23 protein-coding genes and 1 rRNA gene are annotated in these 21,027 nt (G+C 70.5%); 18 read left to right on the top strand and 6 right to left on the bottom strand.

All coding sequences use genetic code 11. From position 1 onward, the window contains the following. Window positions 1–116: 116 nt before the first annotated feature. Window positions 117–848 carry an RDD family protein gene (locus tag SXIM_RS03985; protein ID WP_148236064.1) on the bottom strand — a complete coding sequence of 244 codons (732 nt, stop codon included), beginning with the start codon at window positions 846–848 and terminating at the stop codon, window positions 117–119. A gap of 237 nt (window positions 849–1,085) precedes the next feature. Between SXIM_RS03985 and SXIM_RS03980 the strand changes: the two genes are divergently transcribed. The 3 genes from SXIM_RS03980 to fabI all read left to right on the top strand — a co-directional run bounded on the left by SXIM_RS03980 (window position 1,086) and on the right by fabI (window position 3,179). Then, window positions 1,086–1,577, top strand: coding sequence for an ATP-binding protein (locus SXIM_RS03980; protein WP_046722952.1), 492 nt, complete (start codon window positions 1,086–1,088; stop codon window positions 1,575–1,577). Window positions 1,578–1,685: 108 nt separating this feature from the next. Continuing rightward, entirely contained in the window at window positions 1,686–2,405 is a 720-nt protein-coding gene (gene fabG, locus SXIM_RS03975) for a 3-oxoacyl-[acyl-carrier-protein] reductase (protein WP_043177904.1), read from the top strand. A 3-nt stretch (window positions 2,406–2,408) separates the two neighbouring features. Then, window positions 2,409–3,179, top strand: coding sequence for an enoyl-ACP reductase FabI (gene fabI / locus SXIM_RS03970; protein WP_030733804.1), 771 nt, complete (start codon window positions 2,409–2,411; stop codon window positions 3,177–3,179). Window positions 3,180–3,255: 76 nt separating this feature from the next. Here the strand turns inward: fabI and SXIM_RS03965 are convergent, their stop codons facing one another. Continuing rightward, window positions 3,256–3,948 carry a FadR/GntR family transcriptional regulator gene (locus SXIM_RS03965; protein WP_030733802.1) on the bottom strand — a complete coding sequence of 231 codons (693 nt, stop codon included), beginning with the start codon at window positions 3,946–3,948 and terminating at the stop codon, window positions 3,256–3,258. Window positions 3,949–4,013: 65 nt separating this feature from the next. Here SXIM_RS03965 and SXIM_RS03960 point away from each other — a divergent pair, with 65 nt between their 5' ends. The 4 genes from SXIM_RS03960 (at window position 4,014) to SXIM_RS03950 (ending at window position 6,452) form a co-directional block, all read left to right on the top strand. Then, on the top strand, window positions 4,014–5,342 hold the full coding sequence (locus tag SXIM_RS03960) for a CynX/NimT family MFS transporter (RefSeq protein WP_030733800.1): 1,329 nt from the start codon (window positions 4,014–4,016) through the stop codon (window positions 5,340–5,342). Between the two features lie 16 nt (window positions 5,343–5,358). Beyond that, window positions 5,359–5,478, top strand: a complete 120-nt coding sequence (locus SXIM_RS28490; protein WP_262832665.1) for an SGM_5486 family transporter-associated protein — start codon at window positions 5,359–5,361, stop codon at window positions 5,476–5,478. A 169-nt stretch (window positions 5,479–5,647) separates the two neighbouring features. Next, the gene (locus SXIM_RS03955; protein ID WP_030733798.1) at window positions 5,648–5,860 is read left to right on the top strand and encodes a hypothetical protein; all 213 of its coding nucleotides are present in this window, start codon (window positions 5,648–5,650) and stop codon (window positions 5,858–5,860) included. A 73-nt stretch (window positions 5,861–5,933) separates the two neighbouring features. Further along, on the top strand, window positions 5,934–6,452 hold the full coding sequence (locus tag SXIM_RS03950; protein WP_030733796.1) for a SixA phosphatase family protein: 519 nt from the start codon (window positions 5,934–5,936) through the stop codon (window positions 6,450–6,452). Window positions 6,453–6,482: 30 nt separating this feature from the next. Here the strand turns inward: SXIM_RS03950 and serB are convergent, their stop codons facing one another. Continuing rightward, a complete protein-coding gene (gene serB / locus SXIM_RS03945) occupies window positions 6,483–7,682 on the bottom strand; it encodes a phosphoserine phosphatase SerB (RefSeq protein ID WP_030733794.1) in 1,200 nt (399 codons plus the stop codon). Between the two features lie 232 nt (window positions 7,683–7,914). On the opposite strand from serB, the gene SXIM_RS03940 reads away from it, so the two are divergent. From SXIM_RS03940 to SXIM_RS03920, 5 genes are all read left to right on the top strand, one after another. After that, the gene (locus SXIM_RS03940) at window positions 7,915–10,422 is read left to right on the top strand and encodes an ABC transporter ATP-binding protein/permease (RefSeq protein ID WP_030733792.1); all 2,508 of its coding nucleotides are present in this window, start codon (window positions 7,915–7,917) and stop codon (window positions 10,420–10,422) included. A gap of 173 nt (window positions 10,423–10,595) precedes the next feature. Beyond that, window positions 10,596–11,753 (top strand): GAF domain-containing sensor histidine kinase, encoded by a 1,158-nt coding sequence (locus SXIM_RS03935; RefSeq protein WP_030733790.1) that lies wholly within the window; start codon window positions 10,596–10,598, stop codon window positions 11,751–11,753. Further along, window positions 11,746–12,387: a response regulator gene (locus tag SXIM_RS03930; RefSeq protein ID WP_030733788.1), complete on the top strand. Its 642-nt coding sequence runs from the start codon at window positions 11,746–11,748 to the stop codon at window positions 12,385–12,387. The genes SXIM_RS03935 and SXIM_RS03930 overlap by 8 nt, the downstream gene beginning before the upstream one ends. A gap of 164 nt (window positions 12,388–12,551) precedes the next feature. Next, a complete protein-coding gene (locus SXIM_RS03925) occupies window positions 12,552–12,791 on the top strand; it encodes a chaplin (protein WP_030733786.1) in 240 nt (79 codons plus the stop codon). 177 nt (window positions 12,792–12,968) lie between these two features. Next, entirely contained in the window at window positions 12,969–13,214 is a 246-nt protein-coding gene (locus SXIM_RS03920; protein WP_030733784.1) for a chaplin, read from the top strand. 116 nt (window positions 13,215–13,330) lie between these two features. On the opposite strand, the gene SXIM_RS03915 is transcribed toward SXIM_RS03920, so the two are convergent. Then, window positions 13,331–14,146, bottom strand: coding sequence for a hypothetical protein (locus SXIM_RS03915; RefSeq protein WP_030733782.1), 816 nt, complete (start codon window positions 14,144–14,146; stop codon window positions 13,331–13,333). A 133-nt stretch (window positions 14,147–14,279) separates the two neighbouring features. Between SXIM_RS03915 and SXIM_RS03910 the strand changes: the two genes are divergently transcribed. From SXIM_RS03910 to SXIM_RS03900, 3 genes are all read left to right on the top strand, one after another. Continuing rightward, window positions 14,280–15,071 (top strand): ABC transporter ATP-binding protein, encoded by a 792-nt coding sequence (locus SXIM_RS03910; protein WP_030733780.1) that lies wholly within the window; start codon window positions 14,280–14,282, stop codon window positions 15,069–15,071. 72 nt (window positions 15,072–15,143) lie between these two features. Continuing rightward, entirely contained in the window at window positions 15,144–15,575 is a 432-nt protein-coding gene (locus tag SXIM_RS03905; RefSeq protein ID WP_030733778.1) for an NfeD family protein, read from the top strand. A gap of 52 nt (window positions 15,576–15,627) precedes the next feature. Beyond that, window positions 15,628–16,596, top strand: a complete 969-nt coding sequence (locus SXIM_RS03900; protein ID WP_030733776.1) for an SPFH domain-containing protein — start codon at window positions 15,628–15,630, stop codon at window positions 16,594–16,596. 102 nt (window positions 16,597–16,698) lie between these two features. On the opposite strand, the gene SXIM_RS03895 is transcribed toward SXIM_RS03900, so the two are convergent. Next, window positions 16,699–17,262: an HNH endonuclease gene (locus SXIM_RS03895; protein WP_046722950.1), complete on the bottom strand. Its 564-nt coding sequence runs from the start codon at window positions 17,260–17,262 to the stop codon at window positions 16,699–16,701. A gap of 176 nt (window positions 17,263–17,438) precedes the next feature. After that, window positions 17,439–17,981, bottom strand: a complete 543-nt coding sequence (locus tag SXIM_RS03890; RefSeq protein WP_030733773.1) for a YbhB/YbcL family Raf kinase inhibitor-like protein — start codon at window positions 17,979–17,981, stop codon at window positions 17,439–17,441. An 82-nt stretch (window positions 17,982–18,063) separates the two neighbouring features. Here SXIM_RS03890 and SXIM_RS03885 point away from each other — a divergent pair, with 82 nt between their 5' ends. The 3 genes from SXIM_RS03885 (at window position 18,064) to SXIM_RS03875 (ending at window position 20,968) form a co-directional block, all read left to right on the top strand. Then, on the top strand, window positions 18,064–18,399 hold the full coding sequence (locus SXIM_RS03885) for a barstar family protein (protein ID WP_030733771.1): 336 nt from the start codon (window positions 18,064–18,066) through the stop codon (window positions 18,397–18,399). Next, window positions 18,371–19,054: a DNA-3-methyladenine glycosylase gene (locus tag SXIM_RS03880; RefSeq protein WP_030733769.1), complete on the top strand. Its 684-nt coding sequence runs from the start codon at window positions 18,371–18,373 to the stop codon at window positions 19,052–19,054. The genes SXIM_RS03885 and SXIM_RS03880 overlap by 29 nt, the downstream gene beginning before the upstream one ends. A 384-nt stretch (window positions 19,055–19,438) precedes the next feature. Continuing rightward, a 16S ribosomal RNA gene (locus SXIM_RS03875) occupies window positions 19,439–20,968 on the top strand. Window positions 20,969–21,027: the final 59 nt, after the last annotated feature.

Genomic DNA, 21,027 nt, shown 5'->3' with positions numbered 1-21,027 from the left:
ATGGCCATCTTGGGTGGTCCGGGGCATGGCACAGCCCCCGGGAACCACCGATCATGCCCGTTCGGCGCGCCGCTGCCCAGGCGGAAACCGGGAGAACGCCCCTGGGCGGGCGTCCGTCACCTCACCTGCCCCGGTACCGGCGGGAGGGGAACGGCCGACCCGGGCCGGGTTCCGATCACCACCGTGTCGGCCAGCTTCTCGTGCAGCCCCTGCTTGAAGGGGGCGTCCCACAGGCACCAGGCGGCGATCAGCGCCCCGGCGCCGGCGATGAATCCGGCGAACAGGGTGCCGAAGAGATACGACCACTCGCGGCCGATGCCGCGCAGCAGCCCGACCCGGCCGCCGTCGCGCAGCCGGACCACCCGCAACCCGAACAGCCACTTGCCGAGCGTGCGACCACCGGTGAGCCAGTGCGCCAGCGGGTCGTACAGCAGCAGATAACCCAGCGCGAACCACACCGACCACAGGACGTTCGCGCCCCGCTCGCCCGAGTCGTCGCCGGCCAGTGCGAGTCCGGTCCACAGCAGCGCGAAGAACAGCACCAGCAGCAGACCGAAGTCCACCAGCCGCGCGTAGAGCCGGTACGCGGGGCGGGCCAGCACGGACAGCGGCGGACCGTAGCCGGGGTGCACCGGGCCGGGCGGCGGCACGATCACGTACGGGGGCGGCTGCGCCGGATACGCGTACCCAGGCGGGGGATGGGGCCCGGCGTACGGGGGCGGGTAGCCGGTGGGCCCCGGGTATCCCCGCGGGTACGGCGGCGGATGGCCGGGAACCGGCCCCGGCGGCCCGGGCGGCGGGCCCGGAGGAAGGCTCGGCGGCGGGGATATCGGCGGCTGCTCGGACATGTGCGAACCGTAATGGATCCGCCGCACCAGCGGCGACGGCCCTTGCCGGCCCCAACTGCCGTCCGACCAGCGGTTGTCCCCTGCGGGCGTCATATTCCGAGCGCTTTTCGCGGCCCGGGACATCCTTTCCCCACGCCCCCGCCACCTGCGGCGGAACCCTCCGCGACTGCCGAGAGTAGCGACTCATGTCCGGAGCGGGACTGGCTAGCCGGGGCTTGTTTTCGCCACGCTCGGTCCATGGAGCAGGAGCTGATCCCCACCGAGGCCATGACGTCGTTCAGCAAGTCGTTCAGCGCGACCCCGCACGCCGTACGCCAGGCCCGGCAGCTCGTCGGGGACCGGCTCGCCCAGTGGGGCGTTCCGGCCGGCTGCCCCGCCGCCCGCACCGTCGCCCTGCTGGTCGGTGAACTCGCCGCGAACGCCGTACGGCACGGGTCCGCCCCGGGGCGCGGCTTCACCCTGGCCGTGGCGATGGCCGCCCTCGCGCCCGGTGGCGCGGCGGGCCCGCGCGAGGGTGCCGCCGCCGTACCGCTGCGGATCGAGGTGACCGACTCCCGGGCGGACCGCTACCCGGTGCTGCGCCCCTTCGGCGGCGAGCAGGAGAACGGCCGCGGTCTGCTGCTGGTGGACGCCTTCGCCGCCGCCTGGGGTGTGGCCAGTGCGCCGCAGGGCAAGACCGTGTGGTGCGAATGTCTGCTGCATCCTGCCGAAATGGCGCCGCGGATGTAGGAATCCCACAGGCCCCCGGCACTGCGCCTGTCAGCCCCCGATCCCTGTCCGCTCTACCGGGCGGGCTAGTTTGGTGGCGAGCACATGTCGCAGAGAAGGGGTGATCCCTTGAGTCGCTCGGTACTCGTCACCGGAGGGAACCGCGGAATCGGCCTGGCCATCGCCCGTTCCCTCGTGGACGCGGGTGACAAGGTCGCCATTACCTTCCGTTCCGGAGAACCGCCCCAGGAACTGGTGGAGCGGGGCGTGCTGCCGGTCAGGTGTGACATCACCGAACCGGAGCAGGTGGAGCAGGCATACAAAGAGATCGAGGAGAAGCACGGCAAGGTCGAGGTGCTGGTGGCCAACGCCGGCATCACGCGCGACCAGTTGCTGCTGCGGATGTCCGAGGAGGACTTCGCCTCGGTCGTGGAGACCAACCTCACCGGGACCTTCCGGATGGTCAAGCGCGCTTCCAAGGGCATGCTGCGGGCGCGCACCGGCCGGATCGTGCTGATCTCCTCGGTGGTGGGCCTGATGGGCTCGGCGGGGCAGGCCAACTACGCGGCCTCCAAGGCCGGTCTGGTCGGTTTCGCGCGCTCCCTCGCCCGCGAGCTGGGCTCCCGGAACATCACCTGCAACGTGGTGGCCCCCGGGTTCGTGGACACCGACATGACGCGGGTGCTCAGTGACGAGCAGCGCGCGGGCATCGTGGAGCAGGTGCCGCTGGGCCGTTACGCCCAGCCCGATGAGATCGCGAACGCGGTCCGCTTCCTGGCCTCCGACGAGGCCGCGTACATCACCGGAGCCGTCATCCCCGTTGACGGCGGATTGGGCATGGGGCACTGAACCATGAGTGGACTTCTTGTCGGTAAGCGCATCCTGGTCACCGGGGTGCTCACCGAGTCGTCGATCGCCTTCCACACCGCCAAGCTGGCCCAGCAGGAGGGTGCCGAGGTCGTCCTGACCGGTTTCGGGCGGCTCTCCCTGGTGGAGCGGATCGCCAAGCGGCTGCCCAAGCCGGCGCCGGTGATCGAGCTGGACGTGCAGAACAAGGACCAGCTGGCCTCGCTGGCCGACGCGGTGCGCGAGCACGTCGACTCGCTCGACGGTGTCGTGCACTCCATCGGCTTCGCGCCGCAGGACGCGCTCGGCGGCAACTTCCTCAACACCGAGTGGGAGTCGGTGGCCACGGCGGTCGAGGTCTCCGCCTACTCCCTCAAGTCGCTGACGATGGCGCTGCTTCCGCTGCTGGAGCAGCGCGGCGGCTCGGTGGTCGGCATGGACTTCGACGCCCAGGTGGCGTGGCCCAAGTACGACTGGATGGGCGTGTCCAAGGCGGCGCTGGAGGCCACCTCGCGCTACCTCGCCCGTGACCTGGGCGAGAAGAACATCCGCGTCAACCTGGTCTCGGCCGGCCCCATCAAGTCGATGGCGGCCAAGTCGATCCCCGGTTTCGAGGAGCTGGCGGACGTGTGGAACACCCGCTCGCCGATCGGCTGGGACCTCGAGGACCCCGAGCCCGCGGCCCGCGGTGTGGTGGCCCTGCTGTCGGACTGGTTCCCGAAGACCACCGGCGAGATCGTGCACGTCGACGGTGGCGTGCACATGATGGGTGCCTGAGCACGGCACGGCTGAACACGGCGGCGGCCGGTACGGAGGGGAGACCCTTCCGTACCGGCCGCCGCCGCGTGGTGTCTCAGGAGGCCCCGGCGGCCGCCGCGGTGAAGGCGCGGCAGGTCCGGGTGTGGGCGGCGGCCTCGCGCTCGGCCCGCGCGGCGTCCCGCTCGCGGACGGCGGTCAGCAGCCGGGCGTGGTCCATGTACGACTCGGGGTCGAGCTGGTCGCCCACGTCGTGGCGCAGGAAGGTGCGCAGGACGGTGCCCAGGTCGGCGTACAGGCCGGTGAGCACCTCGTTGTGGGAGGCCTTGACGATCCCCAGGTGGAAGGTGGCGTCCGCCTCCACGAACCGTTCGACCTCCCCGGTGCGCCAGGCGGCCTCGCGGGTGGTGAGCAGGGCGTCGAGGCGGCGCAGATCGGCCGGGGTCCGGCGCTCGGCGGCCATCCGGGCGGCGGCGGTCTCCAGCGCGCCGCGCAGTTCGGCGACATGGCGCGGGTCGGCGTCGGCGAACCGGCGGTGCATCACCCCGGCCAGTTCGCTGGTGGCCACCACATAGGTGCCCGAGCCCTGCCGGATGTCGAGCAGCCCGTTGTGGGCCAGTGCGCGGATGGCCTCACGGACGGTGTTCCTGGCCACCCCCAGCTGTTCGACCAGCTCGGGCTCGGTGGGGATGCGCGATCCCACCGGCCAGGCGCCCGAGGTGATCTCGTTCCGCAACTGGTCGATCACCTGGTCGGCGAGGGCCGAGCGGCGGGGGGAGGTGAGTGACATGGTTCTCCTGTCAGCTGCAGGAATCTCTTAATGACCCATTCATTGGATGATTCTATGATGAGGTCATGTCGTTGGCGAAGCATGACCGTATCTCCGCAGAGGACGCACCCGCACCCGCAGCCGGCCGGACTCCGCTCCGTACCGCACTCGCCACGGTGATCACCCCCGTGGCGCCGTGGCTCCTCGCCGTCGGCCTCGCCCTGGCGGCCCTCAACCTCCGCCCCGCGATATCCGCGCTCGCCCCGCTGCTCGAAGAGGTGCGCGCCGACCTCGGCATGAGCGGCACCGTCGCCGGGCTGCTCACCTCCGTACCCGCCCTGTGCTTCGCCGTCTTCGGCATCACCGCCCCGGCCCTGTCCCGCAAATACGGCCCCGTCGCGGTCGTCGCCGCCGGCATGGCCGCCGTCGCCGCCGGACTCGGCCTGCGCTCCCTGGCCGGCGGAACCGGCGTCTTCCTCGCCTCCAGCGCCCTCGCCCTGGCCGGCATCGCGGTCAGCAACATCCTGATGCCGGTCATCGTCAAGCGGTACTTCCCGGACCGCATCGGCAGCATGACCGGCCTCTACACCATGGCCTTGTCCCTGGGCGCCGCCGGAGCCGGGGCCATCACCGTGCCGGTGGCGAGCGCCCTGGGCGACAGCTGGCGGCTGGGCATCGGCGTCTGGGCCCTCCCCGCGGTGCTGGCCGCAACCGTCTGGCTGACCGTGCTCATCCGCGGCCGCGCCGTACCGGCCGCCCCCGCCCCCGCAGCCGCCGCGGCCGGCAACGGCACCGCCCGGGCCACCACGACCATGACCCGCCCCGACGGCACCCCCGTGCGCCTGCTGCGCTCGCCCACCGCCTGGGCCCTCGCCTGCTTCTTCGGCCTCCAGGCCACCGCCGCCTACATCATCATGGGCTGGCTGCCGCAGATCTTCCGCGACGCCGGAGTCCCCGCCGGCACCGCGGGCGTCCTGTTCGCCGTCGCCATGGGCCTGAGCGTCCCGCTGTCCTTCGTCGTCCCCCGCCTGGCCACCCGGATGCGCCGACAGGGCCCGCTGCTCACCGTGCTGGCCTCCTGCGGCCTCGCCGGATACGCCGGGCTGTGGCTGGCCCCGCACGGCGGCGCCTGGGCCTGGGCCGCCCTCCTCGGCATCGCCAACTGCTCCTTCCCGGTGGCCCTGGCCATGCTGGGGCTGCGCGCCCGCAGCGCCCACGGAGTGGTCCGGCTGTCCGCCTTCGCCCAGAGCACCGGCTACCTCATCTCGCTGCCGGGACCGCTGATCGTCGGCGTGCTGAACGAGACCACCGGCAGCTGGAGCCTCCCGCTGCTGTTCATGGCCACGCTGATGGCCCTCCAGATCGTCGCGGGCGTCCTGGCCGGCCGGGACCGGCACATCGAGGACGGCGCGTGAATGGCAGACTGGGCCCATGCCAGCTCTTGAACCGAACCCCACCGGCGGACAGCGCACCCTGCTGCGGATCCTCGGCGTGATGCTCGCGGTCAGCGTCGTGATCGGGGTGATCGCGACCTTCGCCGCCGGCAACTGACCGGGCGGCCCCGCCCCGGCGCACCGGCGGTGGGGCAGGCCCCACCATCCCCTAGGGGGCCATCGTCAGGGGAGCGTGGGTGGCTTACCCGATGGGCCCGAAGAGCCCGCCCGCCTACCGTGGACGTATCGCGGCGATGACCCCGCGGACCACGGATGGAGGCGCGCCCATGAGCGGTCGCACGGCCCTGATGACCAACCCCCGCCACCGGGCGGCGGCCGGCAGCGACATCCGGCTGCGCTGGTGGGCCCTGGCCCTGCCCGTCGCGGCGTTCAGCGCCCTGCTGTTCCTGCTCGCCGCCAGTGCCCAGGCCGATGCGAGCGGCGGGCCGCAGCCCGTCTCCCAGCTGGTCGAGCACGCCAGGAGCAGCTGGCTCGGCTGAGGCCGGCTCCCGCTTCCCCCGGGTTCTCCAACGGCCGTCACCCCAGGGCACGTTTCATGCAAAGCTGGGACACATGAGCGTTGACGCACCCCGCAGGATCGTTCTTTTCCGACACGCCAAGGCCGACTGGCCCGACGTCTCCGATCATGATCGCCCGTTGGCGGAGCGGGGCCGCAAGGACGCCCCGGTGGCGGGCCGATGGCTCGCCGGCACCGGCGTCACCCCCGACCTCGCCCTGTGCTCCACCGCGGTCCGCACCCGGGAGACCTGGAAGCTGGCGGTCCCCGAACTGCCCCAGCGGCCCCGCACCGTCTACGAGGACCGGGTCTACGAGGCCTCGCTCGGCGAGCTGATCGCCCTCGTCAACGAGACCGCCGACGAGGTGCGCGATCTGCTGCTCATCGGCCACAACCCCGGACTGCACGCACTGGCCGACGCCCTCGCGGGCGAGTCGGAGGGGGACGTGCTCTCCCGGATGAACCGCTCCGGATTCCCCACCGCGTCCCTCGCCGTGCTGGCCTTCACCGGTGACTGGAAATCCGTGGAACACGGCGTGGCCCGCCTGGTGGCCTTCTGGACGCCGCACTCCTGACACCCCCGGCGGCGGGAGCCCACCGGAGCCTCAGCTCCCGGCGTCCGCCGCCTCGACTTCCTCCCGGGTGATCCCCAGCAGATACAGCACCGTGTCCAGGAACGGCTCGCTCAGCGCGGTGTGCGCCGCCCGCCGCACCAGCGGCTTCGCGTTGAACGCCACCCCGAGCCCGGCCGCGTTCAGCATGTCCAGGTCGTTCGCGCCGTCCCCGATCGCCACCGTCTGGGCCAGCGGCACCCCGGCCGCATCGGCGAACCGCCGCAGCAGCCGCGCCTTGCCCGCCCGGTCCACGATCTCCCCGGTCACCCGCCCGGTCAGCTTCCCGTCCACGATCTCCAGCGTGTTCGCCGCGGCGAAGTCAAGACCCAGCTGCTCCGCCAGCGCGTCCGTGACCTGGGTGAAGCCGCCCGAGACGACCCCCACCTGGTAGCCCAGCCGCTTGAGGGTACGGATCAGGGTGCGCGCCCCCGGGGTCAGCCGCACCTCCGAGCGCACCTTGTCCACCACCGAGGCGTCAAGCCCCTCCAGCAGCGCCACCCGGGCGTGCAGCGACTGCTCGAAGTCCAGCTCCCCGCGCATCGCCGCCGCCGTCACCTCGGCGACCTGCTCCTCACAGCCCGCGTGCGCCGCGAACAGCTCGATGACCTCGTCCTGGATGAGCGTGGAGTCGACGTCCATCACCACCAGACGCTGCGCGCGCCGGTGCAGCCCGGCCGAGACCACCGCCACGTCTATGGACCGCACCGACGCCTCGGTCGCCAGCTCGGTGCGCAGCTTCTCGGTCGGCACCCCGGAGACATTGAACTCGACGGCCGTCAGCGGATACTTCGCCAGCCGGAAGATCCGGTCGATGTTGCCGCCGCAGCCGGTGATCCGGGCCGCGATGGCGGCGGTGTCCTCCGCGCTGAGCGGATTGCCCAGCACCGTCACGTGGGAGCGGCCGTCGCCCCGGGCCGGGTTGTCGCCCAGACCCGAGATGATCTCGGCCTGCATGCCCAGGCCCTCGGCCCAGCCGTGGACGGTGGCACGCAGTTCGCCCTCCGTCCCCGAGCCGCCGGCCGGCGCGCTCACCAGGGCGCACAGCACTATGCGGCCCCGTGTCACGACCTGCTCGATGTCGATGACCGTCACATGAAAGGCGGCGAGCGTCTCGAAGAGACCGGCGGTCAGACCCGGCCGGTCCCTGCCGAAGATCTTCACCAGCAGCGTGGGCGTCTGTGCGGGGATCATGGTGCCCACCACGGTAGTCGCTCCCGGTTGCGGGACGATGACCACGGGCCGCCATGCGGAGGAACGGAGAGGAAGGTCACAGAGTTGCCGACGCTTCGCACCAGCTCCGTGACTATCCGGGCCCGACTTTCCGTTTCCGGCCCGGGACTGGAATAGTGCCTGGACGGTGTTCGACCATCCCGGACCCTCATGTCGAGGGGGTCGGTCGGGGGACAACTTTGTGGGGCATGGAGTGCCAGAACTCGTACTCGAACTGAACGGTCAGACCTGGTCGTTGGACCCGACCCGGTCATACGGAGTGGGGCGGGACCCGCAGGGCGACCTCGTCCTGCAGGACGCCCGGGTCTCCTGGCGGCATGCCACGGTGCGGTGGGGCGGCCAGAACTGGATCCTGGAGGACCACGGCAGCACCAACGGGACCTACGCCCAGGGGCAGCGCGTCCAGGAACTGCCACTCGGCCCGGGATCGGTCATCCATCTGGGCAACGCCACCGACGGACCGCGGCTCACCTTCTCGGGAACCGCGCCCGTCCCCCAGCAACAGCAACAGCAGGAGCCGCAGCAGCACCAGCAGTACCAGCAACCGCAGCAGGCCCCGCAGCAGGCGTTCGGGGACCCGGTGCCCGTGATGGCGGGCCACGCGCCCGCCATGCCGCCGCACCAGCCGCCCGGTCACCAGCCCCCCGGCCACCAGCCGGGCGCCGACCCGGCCGGCGCGGGCGACCGCGGCGCCACCACGTTCCACCACCTGGCGGTCGGCCAGGTCACCCGCATCGGCCGTGCGCTGGAGAACGAACTGGTGGTCTCCGACCTCCAGGTCTCCCGCCACCATGCCGAATTCCTGGCCCACTCGGACGGCCGCTACGAGCTGCACGACCTCGGCAGCCACAACGGCACGTACGTCAACGGCCAGCGGATGGACAAGAACGGCCGCCGCTACCTGGGCCAGAACGACACCGTCGGCATCGGCCACTCCACCTTCCGGCTGGTCGGCAACCAGCTCCAGGAGTTCGTCGACACCGGTGAGGTCTCCTTCTCGGCGCGCCACCTGACCGTCCAGGTCAACAACGGCCGCACCACCATCCTCAACGACGTCTCCTTCGGCGTCCCCGAGAAGTCCCTGATCGGCGTCATCGGCCCCTCGGGATCCGGCAAGTCCACCCTGCTGCGCGCCCTCACCGGCTACCGCCCCGCCACCTACGGCGAGGTGCTGTACGACCACCGCAACCTGTACACGCACTTCGCCGAGCTGCGGCACCGTATCGGCCTCGTCCCCCAGGACGACATCCTGCACAAGGAACTGCCCATCCGGCAGGCCCTGCGGCTGGCCGCCCAGCTCCGCTTCCCCGGCGACGTCGCCGAGGCCGAGCGCAACGCCCGGGTCGAGGAGGTGCTCGGCGAACTCAAGCTCGACATCCACGCCACCAAGCGCATCTCCTCGCTCTCCGGCGGCCAGCGCAAGCGCGTCTCCGTCGCCCTGGAACTGCTCACCAAGCCGTCGCTGATCTTCCTGGACGAGCCGACCTCGGGCCTGGACCCGGGCATGGACCGCGACGTCATGCAACTGCTGCGCGGCCTGGCCGACGACGGCCGCACCGTCCTGGTCGTCACCCACTCGGTGGCCGAGCTCGGCCTGTGCGACCGGGTGCTGGTCATGGCCCCCGGCGGCGGCGTCGCCTACTTCGGCCCGCCGGACGAGGCGCTGAACTTCTTCGGCTACGACAACTGGGCCGACGTCTTCTCCGCCTTCGAGAACTACCGCGACTACGACTGGATGGGCCGCTGGCGCGGCTCGCAGCACTACCAGATATACGCGGCCGACCTCGACGCCGTGCAGCCGCAGGCCGCCAACTTCCAGCCGGTGGCCGCCGCCGCCGAACAGAAGGCCCAGACCTGGGGCTCCCAGGTGTGGACCCTGATGCGCAGATACGCGGCGGTGATCTTCGCCGACAAGGGCTTCCTCGGCCTCACCGTCGCCCTGCCGGTCATCCTGGGCGCCGTCTCCCTGGCCATCCCCGCCGACTTCGGCCTGGGCTACGGCAGACCGGAGAACGGCGGCCGCAACAGCCAGGCCAGCATCATCCTGCTGGTCCTCGTGGTCGGCATGTGCTTCTCCGGCGCCGCCAACGCCGTACGGGAACTCATCAAGGAACGGGTGATCTACGAACGCGAACGGGCGGTCGGCCTCTCCCGCTCCGCGTATCTGATGTCCAAGGTCTTCGTGCTGGGCATCGTCACCATCTTCCAGGCGGCCATCCTGGGCGCCATCGGCTTCGGCCCCCGCGAGATGCCCGCCGAGGGCGTGCTGTTCACCAGCTCTCCCGCGCTGGAGATGACCCTGGTGATCATGGTCCTGGGCTGCACCTCCATGATGATCGGCCTCGTCATCTCCTCGCTGGTGCGCACCTCCGAGATGACCATGCCGCTGCTGGTGATGATCTCCGTGGTCCAGCTGGTGTTCACCGGCGCCCTCTTCGAGGTGCACGGCAAGCTCGGCGTGGAACAGCTCGCCTGGCTGATGCCCTCCCGCTGGGCCCTGGCCGGCACCGCCACCACCGCCGACCTCAACACCCTCACCGCCTCCATCGCCGACCCCGACGCCGGCGGCGACCCGCTGTGGAACCACGCGGCCGGCTGGTGGCTCCTGGACGTCTCCATGCTGATCGCCCTCGGCGTCGCCTGCGGCTTCCTCGTGATGAAGTTCCTGCGCCGCCACGAGCCCGAGGTCATGCGCGACTGACACCGGGCACCGCGACCGCGCGGCACCCCGCACGCTCCACCCACGACGGTGGTGGCACCCCGCACGGGGCGCCACCACCGTCGTGTCGTCCACCGGTCCTAGGACCCCCGACGCACCCACCCACCGCCGCGGACCGATCCGCCCGGGCCCTCCGCCCCGGTAGCGTTCCCCCCATGGTCAGAAGAACCGGCCTGGCCGCCGTCAGCGCCGCCCTGCTCGCCATGAACCGCACCCTGGAGGTGCGCGACGTGCTGCAGACCATCGTCTCCAGCGCGCGCGAACTGCTCGACGCCCGCTACGCCGCCCTCGGCGTACCCGACGGCGCCGGCGGCTTCGCGCAGTTCATCGTCGACGGCATCAGCGACCGCCAGTGGAAGGCCATCGGCCCGCTGCCCCGCCAGCACGGCATCCTCGCCGCGATGCTGCACGAGGCCACCGCCGTACGCCTCGCCGACGTCCGCCAGGACCCGCGCTTCGAGGGCTGGCCGGCCGCCCACCCCGAGATGTCCGACTTCCTGGGCATGCCCATCGCCGACGGCGACGAGGTCCTGGGCGCCATCTTCCTGGCCACCAAGCGCGGCACCCCCGAACACCGCCGCACCCCGGGCGACGGCTGCGCCTTCACCGCCGAGGACGAGGAACTGCTGGGCATCCTCGCCCAGCACGCCGCCATCGCCCTCACCAACGCCCGGCTGTACGAACGCAGCCGCGAGCTCACCATCGCCGAGGAACGCGCCCGCCTCGCCCACGAACTGCACGACGCCGTGGCCCAGAAGCTCTTCTCGCTGCGGCTCACCGCCCAGGCCGCCACCACCCTCATGGACCGCGACCCCACCCGCGCCCGCAGCGAACTGCGCCAGGTCACCCGGCTCGCCGCCGAGGCCACCGACGAACTGCGCGCCGCCGTCATCGAACTGCGCCCCGCCGCCCTGGAGGAGGACGGCCTGGTCGCCACCCTGCGCGCCCAGATCCAGGTCCTGGACCGCGCCCACCCGGCCCGGGTCACCCTGGTCGCCGGTGAGGCCAAGGCGCTGCCCGCCGCCCAGGAGGAGGCCCTGTTGCGGGTCGCCCAGGAGGCGCTGCACAACGCGCTGCGGCACGCCGCGGCGGCCAAGGTCACCGTGAGCCTCGACCAGCACCCCGGCGGCCGGGCGGTGCTGCGCGTCAGCGACGACGGCACCGGCTTCGACCCGGAGGCGGTGCGCAGCGCGGGGCGGCACCTGGGCCTGGTCTCCATGCGCGACCGTGCCCAGGCGGTCGGCGGCGCCCTGACAGTGCGCTCGGCGCCCGGAGCGGGCACCGTGATCGAGATGGAGGTACCCGGTGTCTGACGTCATCCGTGTGCTGCTGGTCGACGACCACCAGGTCGTACGGCGCGGGCTGCGCACCTTCCTGGAGATCCAGGACGACATCGAGGTGGTCGGTGAGGCCGCGGACGGCCCCGCCGGGGTGGCCCGGGCCGAGGAACTGCGCCCCGACGTGGTGCTCATGGACGTCAAGATGCCCGGCGGGGACGGTGTGGAGGCCCTGCGCAAGCTGCACGAGCTGGGCAACCCGGCCCGGGTGCTGATCATCACCAGCTTCACCGAGCAGCGCACCGTGGTCCCCGCGCTGCGCGCCGGGGCGGCCGGCTACGTCCACAAGGACATCGACCCCACCGCGCTGGCGGGGGCGATCCGTTCCGTGCACGCCGGGCATGTGCTCCTGCAGCCCGAGGTGGCCGGCGCGCTGCTGGCCCAGGAGACGCCGTACGGCGGCAGCGGGCGCGGCGGGCAGCTCACCGAGCGGGAACGGGAGGTGCTGGCGCTGATCGCCCGGGGCCGCTCCAACCGGGAGATCGCCCGTGACCTGGTGCTGTCGGAGAAGACCGTGAAGACCCACGTGTCCAACATCCTGATGAAGCTGGATCTGGCCGACCGCACCCAGGCGGCGCTGTGGGCGGTACGGCACGGAGTGGCCGACTGACGCGCGGCGTAGCGGCCGGCTCGCCCCGACAGGTGTGCGATCCGGCGCGGGATTCATTCGGTCGAGTGGATGTCCCCCACATGGCGGAACCCGATCGGGCGTGACGCGTTCTGCAGGACATGCCGCGGCAACCTGGCCGCGGCAGCGTCCGAAAGGTTCGTTTCATGAACAGCATGAAGAAGATCGCCGTCGTCTCCGCCGTGGCCGGCGGTCTGGCCGCCGCCGGTGCCGGTGTGGCCACCGCCGCCTCCGGTGCCCACGGCAACGCCGTGCACTCGCCCGGCGTCATCTCCGGCAACGTGGTCGAGGCCCCCATCCACGTGCCCGTCAACGTCGTCGGCAACACCGTCAACGTCATCGGCCTGCTGAACCCGGCCTTCGGCAACTTCGGCCTGGCCCACTGACCCACCGGGTCCATCTCCTGAGGACGGGCGGTCGCGCGCGCAGCTGATCGGCCTATTGGGCCGAACGGCGGTTGTCGCCCGGCGCCCCCGTGTCATCCGGACACGCCCAGCGTTGTGCAGCGCGTGGCTCTTCCGTCGGAGTCACCGCCAAGAACCGTCCCAGGAGGATCGCACGTCATGAACACTGCGAAGAAGGCCGCTTTCGTGCTCGCTGTCGCCGGTGTCGCCGTCGGCAGCGCCGCCGGCATGGCCACCGCCCACGGCGGCGCGAGCGCCAAGGCCGGGGCCGTCCACTCGCCGGGTGTCATCTCCGGCAACATCGTTCAGATCCCGGTGGACGTGCCGATCAACATCGTCGGCAACACCGTCAACGTGATCGGCATCCTGAACCCGGCGTTCGGCAACGTCGGCGCCATCGTCTGACGCCACCCCCCACGGTCATCACGGCCCCGCGGATCCCATCCCCCGCGGGGCCGTGATCCGTTCCGGCACAGCACAGCACAGCACGGCCTGCCCTCATGTCGTCCCGCCCGCGCCCCTCAGCCGCGCTGCCGCTCCAGCTCCTCCGCGTACGCGTTGTACGCCGCCACCCGCGCCCGCCGCGCCGCCCGCTCCACCGGGCGCAGCAGCCGGTCCCGCTCCGCGATCTCCGCCGCGCTCACCGCCCCCCCGTGATCGCCGCCCCCGGCCAGCTCCACCAGCCCGGCCACCCGCTGCGCCAGCTCCAGCACCCGCGCCGCGCGCGGCGGATACCCCGGCGCCAGCAGCTGCCGACCCCGCTCCATCCGCGCCCGGTACGCGTCCAGACGTGCCCGGGTCGCCGCCCCCGCCCCCGCGACATCCAGCGTCATCAGCGCCGCAGTCGTCTCCCGCAGCACCTCGTTCAGCTCCCGCTCCGCCTCACCGAGCGAGGGCACATCGGCCGGCGGCGCCTGCCGTACCGGCACGCAGCGCCACACCACCTGGGTCAGCACGTCCCCGGCCGGGCCGGCCGCGCTCACCTCCGGAATCAGCCCCAGCGCCGTGTCCGCCCCCGCCGCCCGTCCGGGGGCGCCCGCGGCCAGGACCGCCTCCCCGGCCTCCAGCGCCCGCTCGTTGAACTCCGGCGGCCCGCACAGGCCCAGCGGATGCCCGGGCGCGGGCAGCGCGATCCGCAGCCCCGCCACGCCCAGCGCCCGCAGCCGGCCGAAGGCCAGGGTCAGCCCCACCGGCCCCGGCTCCCCGGGCAGCTCCACCACCCGGTGCGAGGCATCGTCCGCCACCGCACGCGTGGCGGCCTCGTCGGGGGACACCAAACCGGCCAGCAGAGCGTTGCCCCAGGCGGCGAACCGCCCGGCACGAGGTTCATCGAGCATGGCCTCAGCATAGGGAAGAAGGCCCAAGGGCCCTCCTGACGCCCGGGACATGACGGGTGTGGCGTAAGTTTTGTTCCGGGGAAGTGCCGGCAGGCACGGTCAGACGGCGACTGCAATGGGAGAGACCGCGCGCATGAGCGATGTACTGGAGCTGGTGGACGTATCCGTGGTCCGCGATGGCCGCGCTCTGGTGAACGACGTCTCCTGGTCGGTCGCCGAAGGCGAACGATGGGTGATCCTCGGTCCCAACGGAGCCGGCAAGACGACCCTGCTGAACATCGCGTCCAGCTACCTCTTCCCCACCACGGGAAGGGTGCAGATCCTCGGCGAGAAGCTCGGCGGCGTCGACGTCTTCGAGCTGCGCCCGCGCATCGGCATGGCCTCCAGCGCCCTGGCCGGCAAGCTCTCCCAGCGGGCCACCGTCCTGCAGACGGTGCTCACCGCCGCGTACGGCATGACCGCCGGCTGGCAGGAGAGCTACGAGGACGTCGACGAGCGGCGCGCCCGCGCCTTCCTCGACCGGCTGGGCATGAGCGAGATGCTCGACCGCAGGTTCGGCACCCTCTCCGAGGGTGAGCGCAAGCGCACCCAGGTCGCCCGCGCCCTGATGACCGACCCCGAACTGCTGCTGCTGGACGAGCCCGCCGCGGGGCTGGACCTCGGCGGCCGCGAGGACCTGGTGCGCCGGCTGGGCCGGCTCGCCCGTGACCCCTACGCGCCCGCCATGATCATGGTGACCCACCACGTCGAGGAGATCGCCCCCGGCTTCACGCACGTGCTGCTCATCCGGCAGGGCAAGGTCCTGGACGCCGGTCCCGTGGACAGCGTCCTCACCTCCGCCGCGCTCTCGCACTGCTTCGGCCTGCCGCTCATCGTGGAACGCCAGGGCGACCGGTTCACCGCCCACGGCCTTCCCCTGGCGTAGCGGCCCAACCCCCGGATTCCGGCCGGTCTCTGACGAATTCCGGCCTGTTCGCCCGGCGTCGGCGCCCCTACCATGGGCCGTGTGGACTTCTGGGTGTGGTGGCTGATCGCCGCCGGAGGATTTTCGATCGCGCTCGTCCTGACCGCGATGCCCGAACTCGGCATGCTCGCCATCGGGGCGGCCGCCGCCGCGGCCTCCGGCGCGGTCACCGACAACATCGCCCTCCAGGTCGTCGTGTTCGCCGTCGTCTCCACGGCTCTGCTCGTGGTCGTACGGCCCATCGCCCGCCGCGCCAGAGTGCTGCCCCCCAAACTCAGCTCGGGCGTGGACGGACTCCGGGGCCGCACCGCGGTCGTGCTGGAACGGGTCGACTCCCGCGACGGCCGGATCAAGCTCGCCGGCGAGGAATGGTCGGCCCGCGCCCTGGACAGCGACATCACGCACGAACCGGGCGACGAGGTCAGCGTGGTGGAGATCGACGGAGCCACAGCCATCGTGATGTGATGGACCCCATACAGACAACCGTTCAACTCATCTAGCCGCAGGGGGAGTCACGGTGGACGCCATCATCATCGTGCTGGTCATCCTGGTGGTGCTGGTCATCATCGCGCTCGTCCAGACAATCCAGGTCATCCAGCAGGCCAGCGCCGCGATCGTCGAACGATTCGGCCGTTACACCCGCACCCTGAACGCGGGCCTCAACATCGTGGTCCCGTTCATCGACCGCATCCGCAACCGCATCGACCTCCGCGAACAGGTCGTGCCCTTCCCGCCGCAGCCGGTGATCACCCAGGACAACCTGGTGGTCAACATCGACACCGTCATCTACTACCAGGTGACCGATGCCCGCGCCGCGACCTACGAGGTCTCCAACTACATCCAGGCCATCGAGCAGCTGACGGTCACCACCCTGCGCAACATCATCGGTGGCATGGACCTGGAGCGCACCCTCACCTCCCGCGAGGAGATCAACGCGGCTCTGCGCGGCGTCCTCGACGAGGCCACCGGCAAGTGGGGCATCCGCGTCAACCGCGTCGAGCTCAAGGCCATCGAGCCGCCGACCTCCATCCAGGACTCGATGGAGAAGCAGATGCGCGCCGACCGGGACAAGCGCGCCGCGATCCTCCAGGCCGAGGGTGTCCGGCAGTCCGAGATCCTCCAGGCCGAGGGTGCCAAGCAGTCCGAGATCCTGCGCGCCGAAGGTGACGCCAAGGCATCGGCCCTGCGCGCCGAGGGTGAGGCCCAGGCCATCCGCACCGTCTTCGAGGCGATCCACGCCGGCGACGCCGACCAGAAGCTGCTTTCGTACCAGTACGTCCAGATGCTGCCGAAGATCGCCTCCGGCGACTCCAACAAGCTCTGGATCGTGCCCAGCGAGATCGGCGACGCCCTCAAGGGCCTGGGCGGCAACCTCAACCGGATCACCGGCAACGGCACGGGCAACGGCGGCCCCGACGGGGGCGCCACCGACCCGAACGCGCTGAGCAAGCCCTCGGTCGGCCGGCAGCAGCCGCGTATCGAGTGAGCACGGTGCCACCACGCTGAAGGGCGCGGGCCCCGACCGGAGAACGGTCGGGGCCCGCGCCCTTGTCACGGTGTGCCGAGCAGGTCGTACGGGCCCGACGGATCAGGCCGACTCGGCCAGGGGGACCCCCACCCTGGCCCCAGCCGGGGGGACCCCCACCCAGCCTTCGGTCGGCGGCGCCCCCAACGGCGGCCCTTCACCCTCCCGCAACCCCAGGGCGAGCCACAGCGCGTCCGCCGGCGTCGGCTCGAAGGGCTGGACCAGCAGCGGCATCCCCGCCTGGGCAGGCGTCCGGTTCGCCTTGCGGTGGTTGTCCTCGGCACACGCCGCCACCGTGTTCAGCCAGGTGTCCCCACCACCCCGGGAACGCGGCACGACGTGATCGATGGTGGTCGCCCGGCGCCCGCAGTACGCGCACCGGTGCCGGTCCCGTACCAGCACCCCACGCCGCGACCACGGGGCGCGTTGTCGGAAGGGCACCTTCACGAACCGCCGCAGCCTGATCACCTGGGGCACCGGCAGTTCCACCGCCGCCGCCCGCACCCGCAGCCCCGGATGCGCGTGCTCCACCACCGCCTTGTGCTGGATGACGAGCACCACCGCCCGCCGCAGCGACACCGTCGACAGCGGCTCGTAGGTCGCATTGAGCACCAGCGTCTGCCGCATCCCGCCCACCTCCCCTTGAGCTGCCCGCCCCCGCGGCGGGATGGCTCTCACTCTGCCGGGGCCCGGTGAGCCCGACAATGCAATTTCCAGGGAGGTAACAAAAACGGGAGATGACGGTTAAACCCCCGGTGAGGGATCGATCGGGCACCGCCCGGCACCGGGGGATCACCGTACGGTCAGCCGCCCGCGGGCACCTCGTACTCACCGATGAGCTGGGCCCGCCCCAGAGCGTGGAAGCGCAGCATGAACCCCACCTGCGCCGGGGTGGCGTCGGCTCCCGGACCCAGCTTCTCGCTGTCCACCGCGTACACCGTGAAGACATAGCGGTGCGGCCCGTCGCCGGCCGGCGGCGCGGCGCCCCCGAAGTCCCGGGTGCCGTAGTCATTGCGTACATGCACCGCGCCCTGCGGCAGCCCGGCCATCGCCCCACTGCCCGCCCCGGCCGGCAGCTCGGTCACCGAGACCGGGATGTCGAACAGCGACCAGTGCCAGAACCCGCTGCCGGTCGGTGCGTCCGGGTCGTAGCAGCTGACGGCGAAGCTCTTGGTGCCCTCGGGGAAGCCCTCCCAGCGCAGCTGCGGGGAGGTGTTGCCGGCCGCGTACACCTGTGCCTCGCCGAGCCGGGCGCCCGGGGCCAGGTCGTCGCTGGTCACGGTGAAGGACGCCACCGGCGGATGAAAGTCGTGGGGGAGCGGACGGCGGGCGGACTCGGACGTCATGTGCCTCTCCTCGGCATCGGGAAGGGTGGTGCCGATCACCCTAGCCAGCGCCTGCCACGCCTGATGCGGTACTACTCGTGCCATGACCGAACCAGCTCCGCACCGCCTGGACCTCACGGGGGTGCGCGACCGGGACGCGCTGCTGCGGCGGTGCGCCGAGGACCTGGGGTTCCCCGACTATTTCGGGCACAACTGGGACGCGCTGGACGATTGCCTGCGCGATCTGATGTGGTGGGGCGAGCCCCCGGCGGTCGGCTGGGTGATCGCCGTACGCGGCTGGGACGAGCTGTGCCGGGAGCTGCCGGAGTCGGCGCGGGTCCTGGGGGAGATCCTGGCGGACGCCGCGACCCACTGGCGGAACCAGGGCGTTCCCCTGACTGTGACACTGGATGACGATGAGCCGCGACCACACCACTGAGCCCCTGCCCCGTGCCTTCTTCGACCGCCCGGTGCTGGAAGTGGCGCCCGACCTGCTGGGCCGCACCCTGGTCCGGCGGTCGGCGGAGGGCACCATCACGCTGCGGCTCACGGAGGTGGAGGCGTACGCCGGTGAGATCGACCCCGGCTCGCACGCCTTCCGGGGCCGGACGCAGCGCAACGCCTCGATGTTCGGCCCGCCAGGGCACGCGTACGTCTACTTCACCTACGGCATGTGGCACTGCCTGAACCTGGTGTGCGGCCCGGACGGGCACGCGAGCGGGGTCCTGCTGCGAGCCGGGGAGGTGCTGACGGGAGCGGAGCTGGCCCGGCCGCGCCGGGCCTCGGCCCGTGGGCGCGACCACGAGTTGGCCAAGGGGCCTGCCCGGCTGGCGACCGCGCTGGACGTGGACCGGGTGCTGAACGGCACCGATGTCTGCGGTGCGGACCCCGACGACTTCGACCTGCGGGTGCTGGCAGGCACCCCGGTGCCGAAGAACCGGATCAGCACCGGGCCGCGCACCGGCGTCGCCGGCGACGGAGGCGTCCATCCGTGGCGCTTCTGGATCGCCGGCGACCCCACGGTGAGTCCGTACCGGCCGCACCAGCCCAAGCGCCGGACCAGGCAACTTGACGCGGATGTCGTCGGGCCGTAATGTAGATCGAGTCGCTTGAGGCGGCAACCCCAGGGAAGCGGTCGGAAGATCGCCCGGGGAAGCCTCGGAAGCGACACCCACTCCATCTGATCGGAACTTCCCAGTTCTGGTTTCTTTGGTGCGCTCATTGAGTAGCCGAAGAAAGCGAAAAGGGCCCGATTAGGAGCCGGCCGGAAAGTCGGCTAGAGTAGTGGACACGAAGGGAAAGCCCGGAGGGGCCCGAGAGGGAACCAAAGGAAGCATCCGTTCCTTGAGAACTCAACAGCGTGCCAAATAGTCAATGCCAGCAGTCTTTAAAAGACACAGCATTTACTGAGTCTGCATCTCGACCTCGTCTGAGGTGCAGCATTTAAGCGAGGATTTTCCTTGCTCTTACATGAAGCATTCATGGAGAGTTTGATCCTGGCTCAGGACGAACGCTGGCGGCGTGCTTAACACATGCAAGTCGAACGATGAACCGGTTTCGGCCGGGGATTAGTGGCGAACGGGTGAGTAACACGTGGGCAATCTGCCCTGCACTCTGGGATAAGCCCGGGAAACTGGGTCTAATACCGGATACGACACATGAGCGCATGCTCGTGTGTGGAAAGTTCCGGCGGTGCAGGATGAGCCCGCGGCCTATCAGTTTGTTGGTGGGGTAGTGGCCTACCAAGACGACGACGGGTAGCCGGCCTGAGAGGGTGACCGGCCACACTGGGACTGAGACACGGCCCAGACTCCTACGGGAGGCAGCAGTGGGGAATATTGCACAATGGGCGAAAGCCTGATGCAGCGACGCCGCGTGAGGGATGACGGCCTTCGGGTTGTAAACCTCTTTCAGCAGGGAAGAAGCGAAAGTGACGGTACCTGCAGAAGAAGCACCGGCTAACTACGTGCCAGCAGCCGCGGTAATACGTAGGGTGCAAGCGTTGTCCGGAATTATTGGGCGTAAAGAGCTCGTAGGCGGCCTGTCGCGTCGATTGTGAAAGCCCAGGGCTTAACCCTGGGTCTGCAGTCGATACGGGCAGGCTAGAGTTCGGTAGGGGAGATCGGAATTCCTGGTGTAGCGGTGAAATGCGCAGATATCAGGAGGAACACCGGTGGCGAAGGCGGATCTCTGGGCCGATACTGACGCTGAGGAGCGAAAGCGTGGGGAGCGAACAGGATTAGATACCCTGGTAGTCCACGCCGTAAACGGTGGGCACTAGGTGTGGGCAACATTCCACGTTGTCCGTGCCGCAGCTAACGCATTAAGTGCCCCGCCTGGGGAGTACGGCCGCAAGGCTAAAACTCAAAGGAATTGACGGGGGCCCGCACAAGCGGCGGAGCATGTGGCTTAATTCGACGCAACGCGAAGAACCTTACCAAGGCTTGACATACACCGGAAACGGCCAGAGATGGTCGCCCCCTTGTGGTCGGTGTACAGGTGGTGCATGGCTGTCGTCAGCTCGTGTCGTGAGATGTTGGGTTAAGTCCCGCAACGAGCGCAACCCTTATCCTGTGTTGCCAGCGGATCCCTTCGGGGGTGCCGGGGACTCACGGGAGACTGCCGGGGTCAACTCGGAGGAAGGTGGGGACGACGTCAAGTCATCATGCCCCTTATGTCTTGGGCTGCACACGTGCTACAATGGCCGGTACAATGAGCTGCGATACCGCGAGGTGGAGCGAATCTCAAAAAGCCGGTCTCAGTTCGGATTGGGGTCTGCAACTCGACCCCATGAAGTCGGAGTCGCTAGTAATCGCAGATCAGCATTGCTGCGGTGAATACGTTCCCGGGCCTTGTACACACCGCCCGTCACGTCATGAAAGTCGGTAACACCCGAAGCCGGTGGCCTAACCCCTTGTGGGAGGGAGCTGTCGAAGGTGGGACTGGCGATTGGGACGAAGTCGTAACAAGGTAGCCGTACCGGAAGGTGCGGCTGGATCACCTCCTTTCTAAGGAGCTTCTAGGCTGCCTTTTGGTAGTCCAGAGCCACTACGCCGGCGAGTGTCCG

This window comes from Streptomyces xiamenensis, from assembly GCF_000993785.3.
Classification (GTDB): domain Bacteria; phylum Actinomycetota; class Actinomycetes; order Streptomycetales; family Streptomycetaceae; genus Streptomyces; species Streptomyces xiamenensis.
The sequence above is the reverse complement of the archived record's forward strand: the minus strand, read 5'-3'. Positions and strand labels throughout refer to the sequence as shown.